The 17,862-nt window shown below is 63.5% G+C and carries 14 protein-coding genes and 1 pseudogene; 13 read left to right on the forward strand and 2 right to left on the reverse strand.

Annotated elements, in window-relative coordinates; translation table 11 throughout:
• Window positions 1–421: 421 nt before the first annotated feature.
• Together KA354_20195 and KA354_20200 are read right to left on the reverse strand one after the other, a co-directional pair.
• Window positions 422–1,147, reverse strand: coding sequence for a hypothetical protein (locus tag KA354_20195; GenBank protein ID MBP7936971.1), 726 nt, complete (start codon window positions 1,145–1,147; stop codon window positions 422–424).
• Window positions 1,148–1,665: 518 nt separating this feature from the next.
• On the reverse strand, window positions 1,666–3,360 hold the full coding sequence (locus tag KA354_20200; GenBank protein MBP7936972.1) for a hypothetical protein: 1,695 nt from the start codon (window positions 3,358–3,360) through the stop codon (window positions 1,666–1,668).
• Between the two features lie 877 nt (window positions 3,361–4,237).
• Between KA354_20200 and KA354_20205 the strand changes: the two genes are divergently transcribed.
• From KA354_20205 to KA354_20265, 13 genes and pseudogenes are all read left to right on the forward strand, one after another.
• The gene (locus KA354_20205) at window positions 4,238–6,481 is read left to right on the forward strand and encodes a hypothetical protein (protein ID MBP7936973.1); all 2,244 of its coding nucleotides are present in this window, start codon (window positions 4,238–4,240) and stop codon (window positions 6,479–6,481) included.
• A 1,653-nt stretch (window positions 6,482–8,134) separates the two neighbouring features.
• A pseudogene (locus KA354_20210) lies at window positions 8,135–8,221 on the forward strand (OmpA family protein).
• Window positions 8,222–8,721: 500 nt separating this feature from the next.
• Window positions 8,722–10,482: a hypothetical protein gene (locus tag KA354_20215; GenBank protein ID MBP7936974.1), complete on the forward strand. Its 1,761-nt coding sequence runs from the start codon at window positions 8,722–8,724 to the stop codon at window positions 10,480–10,482.
• Window positions 10,483–10,681: 199 nt separating this feature from the next.
• Window positions 10,682–11,710, forward strand: coding sequence for a Gfo/Idh/MocA family oxidoreductase (locus KA354_20220; GenBank protein ID MBP7936975.1), 1,029 nt, complete (start codon window positions 10,682–10,684; stop codon window positions 11,708–11,710).
• Window positions 11,711–11,917: 207 nt separating this feature from the next.
• Window positions 11,918–12,988 carry a prephenate dehydratase gene (gene pheA, locus KA354_20225; protein MBP7936976.1) on the forward strand — a complete coding sequence of 357 codons (1,071 nt, stop codon included), beginning with the start codon at window positions 11,918–11,920 and terminating at the stop codon, window positions 12,986–12,988.
• A 22-nt stretch (window positions 12,989–13,010) separates the two neighbouring features.
• Window positions 13,011–13,778, forward strand: coding sequence for a triose-phosphate isomerase (locus tag KA354_20230; protein ID MBP7936977.1), 768 nt, complete (start codon window positions 13,011–13,013; stop codon window positions 13,776–13,778).
• A gap of 47 nt (window positions 13,779–13,825) precedes the next feature.
• The gene (secG, locus tag KA354_20235; protein MBP7936978.1) at window positions 13,826–14,200 is read left to right on the forward strand and encodes a preprotein translocase subunit SecG; all 375 of its coding nucleotides are present in this window, start codon (window positions 13,826–13,828) and stop codon (window positions 14,198–14,200) included.
• 45 nt (window positions 14,201–14,245) lie between these two features.
• The gene (locus KA354_20240) at window positions 14,246–15,124 is read left to right on the forward strand and encodes a YicC family protein (protein MBP7936979.1); all 879 of its coding nucleotides are present in this window, start codon (window positions 14,246–14,248) and stop codon (window positions 15,122–15,124) included.
• A 5-nt stretch (window positions 15,125–15,129) separates the two neighbouring features.
• Window positions 15,130–15,699 carry a guanylate kinase gene (gene gmk, locus KA354_20245; GenBank protein MBP7936980.1) on the forward strand — a complete coding sequence of 190 codons (570 nt, stop codon included), beginning with the start codon at window positions 15,130–15,132 and terminating at the stop codon, window positions 15,697–15,699.
• On the forward strand, window positions 15,696–15,938 hold the full coding sequence (locus KA354_20250) for a DNA-directed RNA polymerase subunit omega (GenBank protein MBP7936981.1): 243 nt from the start codon (window positions 15,696–15,698) through the stop codon (window positions 15,936–15,938). The genes gmk and KA354_20250 overlap by 4 nt, the downstream gene beginning before the upstream one ends.
• Before the next feature lies 1 nt (window position 15,939).
• Window positions 15,940–16,503 (forward strand): phosphopantothenoylcysteine decarboxylase, encoded by a 564-nt coding sequence (locus KA354_20255; GenBank protein ID MBP7936982.1) that lies wholly within the window; start codon window positions 15,940–15,942, stop codon window positions 16,501–16,503.
• Window positions 16,504–16,513: 10 nt separating this feature from the next.
• The gene (locus KA354_20260; GenBank protein MBP7936983.1) at window positions 16,514–17,149 is read left to right on the forward strand and encodes a phosphopantothenoylcysteine decarboxylase; all 636 of its coding nucleotides are present in this window, start codon (window positions 16,514–16,516) and stop codon (window positions 17,147–17,149) included.
• Between the two features lie 113 nt (window positions 17,150–17,262).
• A partial coding sequence (locus tag KA354_20265) for a hypothetical protein (GenBank protein MBP7936984.1) occupies window positions 17,263–17,862 on the forward strand: 600 nt, incomplete at its 3' end.

The raw sequence follows: 17,862 nt of genomic DNA on the forward strand, positions 1-17,862 counted from the left end.
CATTTCCACGCCCCCCAGGTGATACGGCCGCATTTCAGAAGCCGTGTAGGAACCACCCTAACCATCTGCCAAAAAACAAGTTAAGGCGCTTCGGGCGACTGCCCTCGCCAACAGCGCCCGGTGCCCAGGGGCCAGCGGCAGCCAAGGCCCAAATGTCCACAATCCTTCGGACGCCGCCCACCACCTCGCTCACCGGGTCGCTGACGCCTTCACAACTGTACCCCAATCGACCACCACATGGGGCCCCCTCCCCCACCCCAGCTTCTCCACCTCGATCAACCCACCACTCGCCTCCATCGGCGGCCAGCACGCCGGGCAGAAGCCACAGCAGAAACGGGCCGCCAAGATCGCCGCTGATCCAGGAAACTCGCTTCTCTTCTTGGGCCACCCAGCTCAACACTTCTTGCCCTGTAACCTCGGCTCAGCGCCGACGACGGAGCAGGAGCAGCATCGGCAGTCCGAACAGCAGTAACGCCGTCGGCTCGGGAGTGAACGTCAGGTCGTCGAAGAACATCCTGACTTCCGCCCGGCCGCCAACCTTGACAAAGAAAGCGACCGTGCTGGTCGTGTTCTCGAGCGTCAACGAACCACTGCCCGTCAGCCAGCCCTTGTCTAGCACATTCGGGTCGTGCAGCGGCGTTCCGTCCGCCTGATCCCACCTCTTGATCAAGACAAGCTCGCTGAGTGGATCGTTGGGGTCTACAGCGGTGGCGTCGTTCGGAACGTCCTTGACATAGCCGATCTCGACCCAGTAGTTGTACTCGTCCTGGGCAATGAGCTTGGGATACAGAGCGTAGCTATAATCCACCGTCTTGCCACCGGTCATGTCCGAGCCGAGGATCTGGTACACGGACACACCAGCGGGGTTGTTCTGAATGACGATTCTCATCGCCTGCAGCCCGGTATGCGCATTGGCGATTGAAGGACCGATCGTCACCTTACACAGCGGGGCAGGGTCACCAAGAGGGTAATGGTCAATGTCGTACATCCAGGGCAACTCCGTCAGGCTGCCCGCCGTCGGACCACTGACTACGACGCCGCCAGAGCCGGATGCGCCGTCCTCGAAGCCACCGTCTGCCAGCGGCCACGCGGCAGACGAGGCCGTGACGGCCAACAATACGAGCCCACACAACAGTAATGCTTTCATTCTGAGCCTCCTCCCGAAGACATGCGAACAAACATTCCTGTTTGCCCTTGGCGGCTACGAAGCCAAGGCATGCGGTGCCGGGACACCTTGATCATTCTATGGCGCCTTCCCTCCCTGCGCCTAGCCTTCTTCGGAAGGTCTTCCCCTTTTTCGCAGGCGCCCAAACGGGCGGAGACTACCTTCCAGCCCCCGGAAACCAGGGCTGCAGTGCGGCCCTCCACGTGCCGTGAGAAACGCGCCGGGAGATCGTAACCACCGCCTGGGAACAGCACATCAACAAGACGTCGCAACTTCCTGTCGACGCCTGACTTGGGTCGTAGACAGGGTTGATGCACGATGCCGCAAGGCAGGGTATGGTTGGGTTTCACCCATTCCAGCATGACAAACGGAACACCTCCGCAAGCCGCCGGGCCACGAATCCCCTGCAACCGGCCGGCCTCCCATCCGGATCCTTGCCCCGAAAACCAGATCCTCCGATACCCAGCCGGTGTGGATCACCGGGCGAATGGAACCGAAGGTCACGGCTTGTGCTGTGCGTACAGCTCCGCCAGATGGTCGGCGCGGACGGCTACGTAGTCGGCCCCGAGAGCTTGCTGGATGTCGCGAATCACCTCGCAGGACAGCATGTTCGTGGGCTCACCGACGCACCAGTTCTGAAGGGTGACATGAAGGAAGGCCGGCCGGCTGACCGGCGTGAACTCGCGGATCTGGGCGAGGACGCTCTGGATCTTGGCCGGCCAACTTTCGCCTTTGACCTCCGGCCCCACGGTAACCGAGCGGAACACAGGAACGCCGTTGACGCTTTCCGTTGCGTTGTCGGCGGTAGTGTCGGGCTCGCGATCGTAGTTCAGGAACAGGCCGTCAAGTCCTTCGATGTGCGCGTACTCCTCCACCAGCGATGGTGAACTGGTCTTGTGGGTGTGAATGTGATGCAGATCCATGCGCTTCATGTACTTCGCGGTCAAGCGGCGGAACTGCTCAAAGCTTTGGCTCCGCATCTCCGGTGAGAGCTCGGCGCCGTAAAGGTTCTCCCGCGTGTAGCCGATCCCGGAAACCGCGACCATGAAGTGGTCGTTGGCGGAGGCGTACCGGTAAAACCAGTCCATGATGTCCGGGATGAAATCGCTGGCCATGGGGCCAATGGGCCAGCTGATCGCGACCCGGCCATGCTGGGGGTCGGACCAGCGTCGGAGGAACTCCTGCCGCCAAAAGTTGGTCCCGTCGCCGTCAGTCCTCACGAACGAAAAGTACACCTTGTTCTCGAGCTTCGGCACGGGCGGCGCTGCTTTCTGCTTGAAGACGGCTCGGGTGCCCGAATGCACCGACACGTTGGATGTACCCTGGCAGTGACCGTCCAGGTCCATGCAGTCGGTAAACAGACCGTACTGGGCGATGAGATCCACGCCCGGGCCCTCGCCGATGCCGCGGGATTCCGCCTGACCGTGCGCACCCCACCAGCCGACGACCGGATGGTTGGGACCGATGCGCTGGAAGACCTCGCGGGCCAGGGCGACCTCTTTGTGGCCGTTGTCGTCGTCTTTGCCTGACAACCAGAAGGTGAAGACCTTGAACTCGGTCATGTAATCGCGCAGACGGCAGGAGTAGGCGCCCATATGCGCAAGAAGTTGCCTGCTGGCCGAATCAAACAGATTCTCGTAGGCCCAGCGATAGGCGTCGGCGGGTTGGCTCCATCGGCCACGGAGGTCCTCGTGGATCGGCAGGTCAAAGGCGTCCAGTAAATCGGGGGAAACAACCAGGCAATCATCGATGCTGCCCAGCAGCATGGCCACGTTATTCGTTGCGGGCAGGGCAGGGTCGGTGACGATGCAGCCCTTGATTTGACCCCGGACGCGGCGAAAGATGTCGTAACGCCCAATCCACTCCACCCTGTCGACATCGCCGCGTTCCTGAAGCCAATGAAGCCAGTACGCATCCTCCACGTCGTGCACAAAATACACCCGCGGTTGCGTGCGGTTGACGAGGCCTTGCATCACGGTGAACGCGGATGCCTCACCGGGGGAAAGTCCCTGCAAGGTGGCGACAAGCACGCTGCCAGCCGGGGGCCTGGAACGTGGGACGATGGAATCACCCTCCGATGAATTCGCGGCACCTGCCTCATCCGGCCGGCTCAGCGCAACCCCCATGGCTGAGGCGGACCACCCCAGAGCGGCCGAACCGACGGCCGCCCCCAGCAGTTCTCGACGCGTGTGCATGCCGCTCCTTCCGGTGATATTAAGACCTCTGGAGCATCGGCTGGCATTATGCCCAGCTTGTCGCGGGCAGACAAGACGACTGCCTTCCGTGGCCCCCAGCTTGACGACCAACGACTCTCTGAGTCCCCAGATCTTCTCGCCCGGCTGCGCCACCGGACCTCGTTCGGCCATCGTTCAGCGCTCCGGTCACAACTGTCTCAGGGAAGCGTCCCCGGCCGCGCATCCGGGCGATCATGGTCTCAGAGAATGTGCCCGGACGAGTACCCCTACGTGGGATACTTCTTCGAATACGGGTTCAGGAACTCGCACATTCATCCCACGACCTGCCCGTGATCTGAGACCTCGACCCCGCCGAGATCACGTTAAGCGACTACGGCATCGATCGGCTCTTGAAGTCAATGGATGACACGGCTCAAGTCGATAGATGACATGGGCTTAATGAAGGCCGTGCCTGTACACCCTGGAGACCAATCCGCACGCTGCGAACTGCTCCGGCAGCCGCCTGAACCGAGGACCGGCCTTGCCACCCCCCCAGAATCTCATCCCGACAGGCGAGAGCAAGAAGACCGGCTGACCTTTGATCTTGCACCTCGTCGTGGGGTACACTTGAGGTGTAGCTTGGGCTTGCCTGCCCCCATGGCCCGGCGTCCCGCAACAGGTCTCTGCCCAGGAGGGAAGACAAGCGAAGAACGCCGCCGATGAGCGGCACCCACATCCGACCCAGACGAGTCGATGACGCGCCGGGGAAACCGGCGGCGCTCCGCAGGGTGCGCCAGTACCCAACACTTCAACGACTCGCCGAGAGAGCCGTGCCGCAGACCGGCGTCGTTGCCGGCTGCATTCCCCGCGGCTGGAGGCCCATCTGGGGAGATAAGCCATGCGTCTCACTGTCCGGATCCGAGCGGCGGTCGTTCTGCTGGTCGCTTGCGGCCCCGCAGTTGCCGACCCCATTCCCGCTCGATATCGAATCGTCGAAGGCAGCACGCTGACCGATGATTGCCCAGTATGCGGCCGGCCCACCGTGACCGTCCCCGTCCGGGGCAGCTTCTGGCTGCATCTGACCGTGCAGGATTCCCTCTTCTCCAACTACGTGATCCGCGATCTGGTCATTCGCAGCCTCGGCGGGGAGCTCGGCTATGAAGGCAAGGGCCAAGGTGCCTACCGAATAGGCGGCGAGGTGGCTCTCCTCCAGCGAATGACGCTCGAGGGATCCATCAACGAGTTTGACCACCTGGAGTTCGACAGCGGGCAGGTGCCCACGCAGGCACCTTTCTCTTGGATTGAGATCGACCTGCCGCAGGTCTCGCCCGTCAATCCACTGCGCATGTTCACCCTTCACCTGGTGGCCGTGCCGTGGCCGTCCCTGTGGTTCTCAACCGAAGTCGGCTTCCACGCCTCGACAGGGGCAATCCCTGTCAGCGAAGGCGACCTGCTCAGTCCTACGGGCCAAGTGGTTCGGACGAATGCCCAGCTCACGGCGCGGTTGGGGATCATGCCGATGGTACCTGACCTCGGCCTGGACGCTGTAGCCCTCGTGCTCCCGTCGCGGCCACCGGCGACGAAGGCCCTGGAGATCTGGTTCTCGACCCTCACCGACGCCGTCAGCACATCGCTCGGCCCGCTGGGCCATGGCGACCTGCTGAGCGATGCGGGCACGATCGTCCGTCACAACGCCGAGTTGGTCACTCCGTTCTTGCCCCAACCCCCGGTGCCCGACTTCGGTCTGGACGCCGTGAGCATCGGCCCGGACGGGGCCCTGCTCTTCTCGATCGAGGAGAGCTTCTTCTCGCAGAAGCTGGGCGTGATCATCGGCGATGCCGACCTGCTGTCCGACAACGGCCGAATCGTCAAGACCAGTGCCCAGCTGATGGCCGGTTTTCAGCCGGTCGAACCCGTGCCGAAGAGCTTTGGCCTGGACGCCGCTTATGCGTGGCCCTGGGGAGAGGTTTGGTTCTCCACCGGAGCGAACTTCGTGGACCTGAAATGGGGATCGGTCGGAAAAGGCGACTTGCTCAGTGACACGGGCCGCGTCATCGCGCGAAACCGCGAGCTGATGGAGGTTTTCGGCCCACTGGAGGACTTGGCCGACTTCGGTCTCGACGCCTTGCACGTGCTGCTGCCGATTCAGTTCGACGGTTGCGGCGTGATCACGTACGGCCCCTCGAATTGCCTCCTGTTCCAGGCCGATACCGGAGACCTCTACGTTCTCGACAACCTGGGCGACTTCCGTCTGGGCGATCGAGTTCACGTCACTGGGATCGTGAATCCAGACCCGGGCTGCGCCCCCGGCTGCCTGGGCGCCAGCGGCTGCATCGAGGGCAACACCATCCACAGCTGCATTGAGGCTTGTGGTGTGCTCGTGCAGGGAGTGGAGTGTGTCTTGTTCCAGGCTGACCGCGGAGGGCTGTACATGCTGGAGTATCTCAACGGCTTCGGTGTGGGCGATCGGGTCCGGGTAACCGGCGGCTGGAATCCCAATTGCCCCACCGCTTGCCAGCAGGGTAACAGCTGCATCGTGAACAACACGATCTCGGCTTCGACTCCGGCCGACTTCGACTGCGACTGCGATGTAGACCTGGACGATCTCGCGGCGTTCGAAGCCTGCGTTTCGGGTCCGGCCGTGGCCTGTGCGGGCGACTGCGCCAGGACCGACTTCGATCGCGACACGGACGTAGACCAGTCTGACTTCGGCATCTTCCAGCGATGCTACAGCGAAGCGAATAAGCCGGCGGATCCGCATTGCGCTCCCGAGGGGCCTCAAATCACGGGGAGTCGGCGAAGCGACTGCAGGCCGGGTCATTCCACCGAGAACGGCTATCCCTGGTGCGGCAAGGATGAACTCGACATTATCGCGCAGGGCCATTCCCTTCAGGTGACGCACCGCAACGCGGCCTACAACTGCTGCCTCGATAGTATCCAGGTCACCCTGAACGCTCAGGGACCGAACCTGCGTTTCTACGAGACAGAGACCCTCACCACCCCGTGTTTCTGCCTGTGCTGCTACGACACAACCACAACGGTTGAGGGCCTGACGCCCGGCGCTTACACCATCGAGTACTGCTGGCAGGATGAGGAGAGCGAGTATATGTGCCTGACCAGAGACGTGATGGTGTTGCCCTAGCCCTCATTCGGCAAAACCGATGCTCGTGGGTGCCCGCCTGGCGAGCTGCGGCAACAACATGTTCCCGGGTCCGCCTACTCCTACGGAGATGTTCGACCTTGTCTGCATGGCTGTCGGCCGCGTTGAACACTACCTGGCTCGTGGCCGGTCGGTGGGCAAGATGACCCGGAGGTGCTTACTGCACGGGCTGGCTGACGGGTAAGGGGCTGGAGGATCGCGAGCCCTCTTCGGCTCTGCGGCGACCCAATACGAGCAGAATCATGCCGATGGGCAGGTATCGCATCGCGTTCATCCTGTATTCAGCTTCTCCTTCCTGCCGTGGATGGCAGTCTGCAGCAAGATGGACACGGTATCGACCGGACGACAAGCCGCCGATCACCCCGTGATGTGCCGACGACAGCCCTGGACACCCTTTGGAGGGTTCTGTACAATGCAAACAATGTCTCCAGAGGCATGGTCGGGCATCACGGGGGATTGCCCAGTGTCTCTGATATCCCTGCGCGGGGGGTGCTCATGGCTCTTACCAAGCGATCAGGTCTGATGTTGAGTGGCCTGGGCGTCGCCGCCGCGCTGTGGCTGGTCGTGGTCACGCGGTCGTTTGCGGAGCTGCACGCGAGCAACTGTGTCTCGCCGTCCGGCCCATCCGAGATCGTACGGGCGAATCTCACGCAGATCATGGCCGCGCTGTACACGTACGCGAATGCTAACGACGAGGCGTTCCCTCCCCGGCTCTCGATGCTCTACCCGGAGCTGATCTCCAACCCTGCGGTATTCTGGAACCCCGGCGACAGCGATCCGTGCCCGACGACGATCGACAACGATGATCTGAACGGGATCAACAGCGACCAGGTGAGTTTCCGATACATCGGCGGCAGTGCAGCCGACGCACCATTCCTGGTGGTCCATGATCACTCGACCTCCAACAACGGCGGCCTCGGGGTCCACGCCGCGATCAGCTCGAGGGGCGGCATCAGTTTCCTGGCCCCAACGATGTCCCCGCCGTCGTTCACCGCGGCGGCCCGTGCCAACCTGGAGGCCATCGGGGCAGCGCTCCGCAGCTATGCTGAGGACCACGAAGGCCACTATCCGCCGGCACTTTCGAAGCTGTACCCGGCATACATCGCCACCCCCGCAGTGTTCTGCAACCCGGGCGATACCGTCGGCCCGGGGAGCGTACCCCCAGCGACCATCAACAACGACACACCCAACCAAGCCAATAGCGCCCAGATTAGTTTCCAGTACATGGCTGCCGGGCAGAACCTGTGGGAGCTTTCGGCCGACGCCGTGCTCCTGCGAGAGAATCAAACTGGACTGGGAGGCAGGCAAGTGGCCCTGGAAGCACGCGCCAATGGGATCTACTCGATGCCGATCCACCAACTGACGCAGTTGACCATTTCCGGTCCTGATGCCGTGGCCGAAGGACACGCCGCGAACTTCGCCTGTCTGGCCACCTTCGATGACGGCACCATTCAGGATGTAACCCTGTCGGAGCACTGCCACTGGTTGGTATCCAACGGCCAGGGAGCGTTCGTCTTGCGCGGGCAGTATCTGGCCACACCGCTCATGCCAAACGACACGTCCGTCACCATCGAAGCGATCTACTACGGAGGGTCAACAAGCGAGCAGCAGACAAGCAAGACGATCACGGTTCTCGCCGACGCGGATGCCGACGGCGTTGAGGATTCGAAGGACCAGTGCCCCTGCACGATCGCTGGAGCGGCCGTCGACGCATTCGGCTGCCCGGCCTTGGTCTTCGGCGACGCGGATGGGGACGGCGATGTTGACACGGCGGACCTGGACACGTTCGTCGCGTGCGTATCGGGACCAACGGTGCCGGCGCGGGCGGGATGCAAGGCTTTCGACCGAGACCGGGATTCCGATGTCGATCAGAGCGATTTCGGCTATCTCCAGCAATGCTACAGTGGGACAGGACGGCCAGGAAATCCGAACTGCGCGGGATGAAGCTCCTCACCAGCGGCTTGCACCCCCAGGCCACTAAACAACGTCCCTACGGGACACGAAGCCCTCGGGATGCGAGAGCCGCCCGAACAAGAAGGCGGCCGGGACACAATCGCGAGGTGAAGCCGTGTCACCCCACCAGTCGCCACAGCACTGCGAAAGATGTCCCGCCAGGCACGGATCGAACCCATGCCGTCCCGAGATCTTGATGCTATGCTGGCGGTCGAGAAGGGCTGGACGCCCCGATCATCAGCACCTCCCCAGTTGAGGAGCGAAAACACATGCCGACTGTTCAGTCAACCCACCCGATTCGCACAACTGTCACCCTGCTGCCGGCCTTTCTTGGAGGTTGGATCTGGACTGCACCACTCGCCTCGGCGGCGGAACAACGGATGATCGACGCCCCGCCGGTCGGTAGCCAGGTGTGGCCGTCGGAGCCGCCCAACGATTGTCCGTTCGAGCTGTCCAAGAGTCTGACGGGGGTGTTCTTCACCGGGCGGCACAGCAACTACCACTGCGGCGACACATGGTATCCGTCCTGGGCCAGCGACGGCAATCTGTACTCGCCATGGACCGATGGCAACACGGACGGCGTGAGTTCGGGCTCGGGCGGCGAGCAGGCCGTGGCCGGACAGGGTGTACTGATCGGCGACGATCCGCTCCGGCTGACGATCAAGAACACCGCCCCGCCGCAGCCGGCCAGCCCCCGGCCGTACGAGGGCCGTTACCCGTGCGGCAGCCTGGTCCACAACGGTATCTGGTACTACGGCACTTACTGTCTGGGCCCGTCCGGCTCGGTGACCCACCAGGGCTTCACCTACAACTGGCCGGTGCTCGGGCCGATGCCGGGCTTCCGCATCTCCCGCGATGACGGCAAGACGTGGACGCCCTCGCCGCTGTCGCCGGTAAAGCCGCTCTTCCCCGAGCCGGCCAAGTTCATGGGTTCGGTCAAGATGGGCTGCCCGCACTTCGCCGATTTCGGCAGGAACATGGAGCATTCGCCGGACGGCAAGGCCTACCTCGTGGGTATGGGGGCCGAGGAGAACGATCCCAAACCCCGCTACGCAAACCTGAGCTGGATCACCGGCGACCAGGTCTATCTGGCCCGGGTCACGCCCAGCCTGGAAAACATCAACGACGTGAAGAAGTACGAGTTCTTCGCCGGGCACGACGGCCAGGGCAAACCGGTGTGGACGGGTAGTTTCGCGAAGATCAAGCCCGTACTGGAGTGGAACAACAACATGGGCTGCGTAACGGTCACCTACAACCCGCCGCTCAAGAAGTACCTCATGTGCGTGACCGACGGCTGGCCAACCTGCGCGAAGATGCGATCGTACATTCTGGAAGCCAACGCGATCACCGGCCCCTGGAGGCTGGTTACCTACATGAAGGACTTCGGCGAGCAGGGCTATTTCCTCAACTTCCCATCGAAGTTCATCAACAAAGACGGCCGGACGCTGTGGCTGTGCTACTCGGCCAACTTCGCACCCGACTGGAACGGAATAAAGCTCAGGATCAACCCGCCAGGCGGGCGATACGGCCTGTGCTTGCACGAGGTCAAGCTGCTGGCACCCGGCGAGAAGCCCACCATCGCGCCGAACCCGCTGGCCGGCCGGGAGAATGTGGCTCAAACCGCCCAGGTCGAAGCCAGCTCTGTCTACGACGGCTACTATGCGAAAGGTGCGATCGACGGCGTGGTCGGCGGATTCCCAGGCAGCACCGCCGAGGAGTGGGCCTCCAAGGGCGAGACCCTGGGGGCGTGGATCAAGTTGACCTGGGCTTCGCCGCAAACCGTCCGCCGGATCCAGCTTTTCGACCGACCGAACTCGCTCGACCAGATCATCGCCGGCAAGCTGGAGTTCAGCGACGGGACAACCCTCGAGTTGACCCAGCCGCTACCCGACGAGGCCGGGCAAGGTGTGGAGGTGTCCTTCGAGCCGAAGACCATCAGTTGGGTCAGATTCACGGTGACTGCGGTCAAGATGAGTTCGCCGAATATCGGGCTGGCGGAGCTGGCTGTGCTGGCGAGCTCGCAGTCATGAGATCAGCAGAGCCCGCACGCCGGAGGCTGAAGACCGGCCCACAAACCGGAGTTCCCTCACTGAAGCGCCGGTGCCGCACGGAAACCTCGCTGGCGAGACGACCACCGTCGACCACGGAGGGAGCCCGGACAAGACATACGACGCTTCGGTTCAGACCCCCGTGCCACACACGTGCCCCAGAATCGGGTATAGTACCCCCATGGGCGTGATGCGGGTCGGACTGATGGGACTTGGCCGCGGCGGCCGGCGGATTGCCCAGATCCTGAGGCAGAGCTCCTGGTGCGAGCTGACGGCCGTCGCCAGCCAGAAGTCCAAGGCCATCGAGCAATTCGCGGCCGAGCATCCCGGCGTGACCACGTATGACGATTTCCGCTCGATGATCGTGGCCAGCCCGCTGGACGCCCTGTTTGTGGCCGCCCCCCCCTACCAACGCGTCAAGTACCTGCCCCTGGCCGCCGAACGAAAGATCCCGGTGTGGATGCTGAGCCCGGCCATGCGCCAGTTTGCCGAGGCGGTCGAGCTGATGGACCGGTTTGAGAAGGCGGAATGCCCGATCGCCGTCTCGCGAAGCTGGGGGGTCGAACCGGCCATGCAGCCCGACTCGCTGGCTCTCGAACAAGCGGGCAAATTCTTCCTGGGCCGTGGCGAGGCGATGATCTGCTGGGACGACGACCTCGACTGGCGCGGCGATTCGCAGCGGGCCGGCGGCGGAGTCCTGCTCTACCGGGCCTACACCGTGGTCGATGCTCTGGTTCAGGCGATGGGTACGCCCAATCAGGTCTACGCCCGAATGGCCGGCGTCTCGCGGCCCGGCGGACGGTTCCCGTACGACACCGAAGACACCGCCGGCCTGGTGTGCCAGTTCCCTGGCGGAGGCGTCGCGGTCGTCACGACCTGCTGGACGGCGGGTCCAACGGCCACTACCTTGGTTCTGTTTGGCACCGGGGTTTCCATCCACATCGAGCCGGAGCAGATTGTGGTCCGCGACCGGACGGGAACAAAGGTGCTCAGCCGTCGAGAACGATCTCCCAATCCCCTGCAGCCCCAGATCGAGGGCTTCCTGAGCGAGCTGGCGGCATCCCCTCGACGCATCCGAGCCACGCTGCGTCAGCACCTGCCGACCATGGCCGTGATCCAGGCGGCGTACCTTTCAGCACAGACCGGCCAGCCGGAAAGCCCCGCCCGCCTGTTCGCGATGCACAACCTGGGAGCACCCCGCTCGGGCTGAGGCCAGACCAGCTCATGGAAGACCTCAACCTATTGCCACAAAGGATGTTACGCACCATGCAACGCAATCCAACAGCGGCACTTTGCATTCGGGACCCGGGCGGATTACACTGTGGGGTTCTCGACCTGCGCGGGGGATCCCCGCGCCGGCGTGCCAGACGAAAAGACGAAGCAAGCCGTCGCGGTCGGCTATCCAAGGTGGCTGGGCATGGGCATCGAAGAACTGCGCCAACAGATCGACAACATCGACCAGGAGTTGGTCGCCCTGCTCAACCGTCGCGCCACAGTCGTGGTCGAGGTCGGCAAGTTGAAGAGCACCTCGGGCGCCCCAATCTATGCCCCGGATCGCGAGAAGGCGGTCCTGGAGAAGATCTGCCGGGCGAACCAGGGACCGTTGCCCGACAAGACCCTGATGGCGATCTGGCGGGAACTGATGAGTGGGTCGTTTGCCCTGGAGCGGCCCCTGCGGATCGCCTACCTTGGCCCCCAGGGAAGCTACTCCCATCTGGCGGCGGTGGAGAAGTTCGGCCAGAGCGTCGAATACGAACCCGTGGCCAACATTCAGGGCGTCTTCCACGAGGTGTCGCACGAGCATGCCGATTTCGGCATCGTGCCAATCGAGAACTCCGTAGGCGGCGGCGTGATCGATACCCTGGACGCACTGGTCGAAACCGATGTGCAGATCTGCGCCGAGATCAACCGGGTGATTCATCACAACCTGCTGGCTAACTGCCCGTTGGAGGAGGTCAAGCAGGTTTACTCGAAACCGGAAGTCTTCGCCCAATGCCAGCGATGGCTGGCGGAGACGGATCTGGCGGGGACCACGATCCCGGTCGCAAGCACGAGCAAGGCGGCCGAGATGGCTCGATCGGAACCGGGAGCGGCGGCGATTGCCAGCACCCTCGCCGCGGAGCTGTACTCGCTCAAGATCGTGTGCGCCAATATCGAGGACAACGCCAAGAACGTCACTCGGTTCTTCGTCCTGGGAAACGAGGCGGCCAGACCGACCGGCGATGACAAGACATCCGTGGTCTTCACTACCAAGGACGAGCCCGGGGCCCTGGTGAACGTGCTGCAGGCTTTCCGCGAACAAGGGGTGAACATGTCGTTCATCCAGTCCCGGCCGAGCAAGAAACGGAACTGGGAATACTACTTCTTCGGAGATCTTAAAGGCCATCAGGAGGAACCTCGACTGAAGAAGGCCGTCGAGGCCGCCCGGGGCCACTGCCTGAGACTTAACGTGCTGGGGTCATTCCCCAGAGCTTCCGAGGATTCTTGAACGAACCAGAGTGGAGATGACGATGCGACGCAAGTATGTGGCGGGCAACTGGAAGATGAACCTGAATCTGGCCGACGCCAAGGCCTTGGTCAAGGGGATCCAGGCGGGTCTGCCGGCCAAGCCCGGGATCGACGTGGGAGTCTTCCCTCCATCCGTCTACCTGAAGAGCGTGGCCGAGGTCCTGCCGCCTTCCATCATCATGGGCGCTCAAAACTGCTACTTCGAGGCCGGCGGGGCGTTCACCGGCGAGGTTGCACCCCAGATGCTCAAGGACGTGGGTTGCACCTGGGTAATTATCGGACACAGTGAGCGTCGGCACATCCTGGGCGAGACGGGCGAAGTGCTCAAGAAAAAGGTCAAGGCCGCTCTCGCCGCCGGTCTCAAGGTGATCTACTGCGTGGGCGAACTGCTCGCCGAACGGGAAGCCAACCAGACCGAGCTGGTCCTGCGCCGCCAGATCCGGGAGGTCCTCGGGGTAGACGTCACTCTGGACTCAGTGGTCATCGCCTACGAGCCGGTTTGGGCGATCGGCACGGGTAAGACGGCCACACCAGCCCAGGCCCAGGAAGCCCATGCCTTCATTCGCGGCGAGATCGCCAGTCTGTATAATAGTACCGTCGCCGGCAAGCTGATTATTCAGTACGGCGGTAGCGTCAAGGCAAGCAACGCCCAGGAACTGATGGGCCAGCCCGACGTGGACGGGGCTCTGGTCGGCGGCGCAAGCCTCAAGGCCGAGGAATTCCTCGGGATCATCAACGGCGGGATCGCCGCTCAGGCTGGCGGAAAGTGATTTCAAAGACCGTCCCCGCCAAGGGGACCCAGGAAGGATAACTCGAGATGCAGATTCTGGCTTCAGGGACCACGTGGGTGCACCTGCTCGTCACGACCATGTTCGTGGGCATCTGTACTCTGCTGATCATCGTCGTCCTGCTCCAGAAGGGCCGGGGCGGCGGACTGGCCGGGGCCTTCGGCGGTGCGGGCGGCCACAGCGCGTTCGGCGCCAAGACCGGCGACGTGTTCACCTGGATCACCGTCGGCTTGACCGCAGCCTTCATCCTGGCGTCGATTCTCGGCAACTACTACTTCGTCCCCGTCACCGGAGCGTCCGTGACCACGCCGGTCGTGGCCCCCGTCGGGGCGCCGCAGGACAGCGGCGATGCGTCGGACGAGGCGGCACCAGCCGAGAAGACGCCGACCACGCAGCCCGGCTGACGGTCACCGTCGTAGTCGCGGCCACGCTTGGAGGCCAGCGCGTCCATGATTCACTCCATGACGGGTTACGGCGAGGTGCAATGCAGCGACGACGGCGTGGCGTATCTGCTGGAGGTGCGGAGTCTGAACAACCGTTACTTCAAGGCCACCATCAAGTTGCCGGAGCACCTCTCGCTTTTCGAGTCGGAAATCGAGAAGCTGCTTCGCTCACGGCTGAATCGCGGCAGTGTCTCCTACCATCTCCGGGTCCGGGACACGACCGCGGACGCGGCCCAGGAAATCAACGTGGCAGCCCTGAAGAGCTACCTGCAGCAGCTGCGGGCAGCCTCGGCAGACGCGGTCACCAGTATCGATCTGGCCGCCCTGCTGGGCCTGCCGGGCGTGTGCCAGCCCCCGGAGATGGACGATGCTCAGCGCGAGCATCAGTGGAAGATCATCGAGGGCATCTCGAAGCGGGCTATCGAACGCCTGCTCCAGATGCGTGAAGTTGAAGGACAGGCCCTCTGCGAGGACTTGGTTGCCCAGTGCGAGCAGATTCGCCGAAACCTGGCGTCGATCGCCGAACGGGCTCCCATCGTCCTGAAGGAGTACCACCAGCGGCTGACCCAGCGGGCCAACGAGCTGATCGGAGAGGCCAAGCTCCAGCTCCAGCTCGATGACGTGAAACGCGAGGTCGCCCTGTACGCCGAGCGGTGCGACATCAACGAGGAGATCGCCCGGCTGGGCTCGCACCTCGACCAGTTCGAGAAGCTGTGCCGCGAAGGCCGCGAGGCCGGGCGAAAGCTCGATTTCCTGGCCCAGGAAATGCTCCGGGAGACCAACACGATCGGCAGCAAGGCCAATGATGCCCGGATCGCTCACCATATTGTGGAGGTCAAGGGGGCTATCGACCGGCTCAAGGAGCAGGTCCAGAACATCGAGTGAGCGGCATGGGCGGTATCCTGGTATGTGTCAGCGGGCCCAGCGGGGTCGGCAAGACGACAGTGTGCAAGCGGCTTGCTCAGCGGCTCGACGCCCTGCTGAGCGTGTCAATCACCACCCGGCCCCGGCGAAGCCACGAGGTGGATGGTCGGGATTACTGGTTCATCAGCCGCGAGGAGTTCGAGCGGCGGCTTGAACGTGGAGCGGTGATCGAACACGCCCAGGTGTACGGGGGGCAGTACTACGGTACGCCGGCCGAGCCGGTGATCGAGGCCCTTGCCGCCGGGCGAGTCGTCATCCTGGAGATCGAAATCAACGGCACGATCCAGGTGAAGCGCCGTTTCCCGGACATGGTGGGCGTCTACCTCACCGCCCCGACGACTGAAGAGCAGCGCAGCCGCCTGGTGGGCCGGGCGGAGGACTCTCCGGCGGCCGTGGCCGAGCGACTGAGCAAGGCCGAACAGGAAACGGACCAAGCCCGCGCGTGCGGGGCCTACCACTACTTCGTGGTCAACCAGGACGTGGAAAAGACCGTCCTGGAGCTTGAGCGGATTGTACAGGAGAAACGACGAGCATGATCGAGGCATTGAAGGACGACACGATCATCAAGAAAGTGGGCGGCCGGTTCAAACTCACCGCCCTCATGCAGAAACGGTGGGTCGAGCTGATGCAGGGCAGCCGCCCGTTGGTCGACACCGCCAGCAAGACGGAGCTCGACATCATCGCCGAGGAGATCATCGGCGAGAAAATCACCGCCGAGATCGGCGAGGACTCGGCCGTGACGCCGGAGGCCGGAAGTACCGACGATGACACCTGACCTGAACGGGTACGAAGTGATCGTGGCCGTGGGCGGCGGGATCGCCGCATACAAGGTCTGCCACGTCGTATCCCGGCTGGTCCAGCGAGGCTGCGGGGTCAACGTCGCCATGACCGACGCCGGGACGAAATTCGTCACCCCGCTCACCTTCCAGGCCCTCACCCGGCGCCAGGTCTTTACCACCCTGTGGCAGACCGAAGGACACTATGACCCCCAGCACCTGAGCCTCACCGAACTGGCCGACCTGTTGCTCGTCGCACCGGCTACCGCCGACCTGATCGGCAAGTTCGCGGCCGGCATCGGTGACGACCTCGTGACTACACTCATGCTGGGGCGCGGTTGCCCCGCCCTGCTCGCCCCTGCCATGAACACGCGGATGTGGGAGAACCCCATCGTCCAGCGGAACGTGATCTCGCTCCGCGAATGGGGTTACGCCTTCGTCGAGCCGGGCGAGGGCTGGCTGGCCTGCGGAACGACCGGTACCGGCCGCATGGCGGAAGCCGACACCATCCTCGACGCGGTCACTCAGCTACTTCGACTGAAGCCACCCAGACAATCTCCCTGAGGCACATCACGTGAACGTGCTCATCTCGGCCGGTCCGACTCGCGAGTACTTCGACTCGGTACGCTTCATCTCCAACGCGTCATCGGGAAAGATGGGCTACGCCATCGCCGGCGCGGCGGCCAGACGAGGCCACCGGGTCACACTGGTAAGCGGGCCGGCGACGATCCATGCCCCCAAAGGCGTCAAGGTCGTCCGCGTCGTGACTGCCGCCGACATGGCCCGGGCCTGCAAGCAGGCGTTCAAGACCGCCGACGTCGCGGTCATGACGGCAGCCGTCTCCGATTACCGCCCCGCGACTCGGGCAGGCCGCAAGATCCCCAAGCCAAAGAAGGTCATGCGCGTCCGACTCGAGCCGACCGAAGACATCGCCGCCGCACTCGGCAGTCGCAAGGGAAACCGACTGCTGGTCGGCTTTGCGATGGAGGACCACGGAGGCTACGCCAAGGCCCGGCGCAAGTACCAAAAGAAGAACTGCGATCTGATCGTGCTCAACGGCCCCGAGAACCTCGGAGCAGACCACGCACGAGTCGAGCTCTACACCACCCGCCAGGGTTGGTCGCGCCCGATCCAGGGCACCAAAGCCCAAATCGCCCGCCGGCTTGTCCTGGCCATCGAGCGCCTCGCGACCCGTCCGGCAGACGTGTAGCGTGCGAATCATCCCCCCGCCGGTCTCACCCGCTATCGGGCGCTTCTCACCCTGTGCAAGAGGCGTTATCCTCTCCGTCGCGGCACCTGTCGCCGCCTGGAGATCAACCGCCCATGCTCAGCCTGCTTGACGCCATCCGCCAGCAGATCGGCTACATGGTCAGTCTGCCCGAACGAACCATCCGCTCCCTTGCGGCTGTCGTCGGAGGGACGACGTCGCTACTGACCGAAACCCTCTTTCCCGAGGCACTCCGCGGCACGACAATGTACCGGATATTCCTCGGCGACACGCAGCGGTTCCTGATCGAGAAGATCGCCCGGATCGAAAAAGAGACCAAGACCGCCGCGGGTGAAGCGGCCGACCCGGCGTTCGTGCAGAAGAAACTCGTGGGCGGGGCACTTGAGACCGCCGGCCTGTTCGCCATGCACTTCTCACCGTTGTGGGTCTTCGCCATCGCCGGCGACGCCGCTGCGGGCAGCAGCGTCTTCCTCGACCGGTTGGTGCAACAACTCAAGAGCAACGGCGTCATCCCGCTCGACGCGAGCATCTCCGGCCTGACCGACCTGTTGGCCGCCGTGCAGACAACCGCCAGCCAGAGCGCTTCCGCAATCGACACCCCACCGTTGTCCCGCGACGAACTCGGCAAGCTGGCCTCGGACATGACCGCCAACTACGGTCGCATGTTCACCGGCGTGACCGACCTGGCCCCACGC

This window comes from Phycisphaerae bacterium, assembly GCA_018003015.1.
Lineage (GTDB): Bacteria > Planctomycetota > Phycisphaerae > UBA1845 > PWPN01 > JAGNEZ01.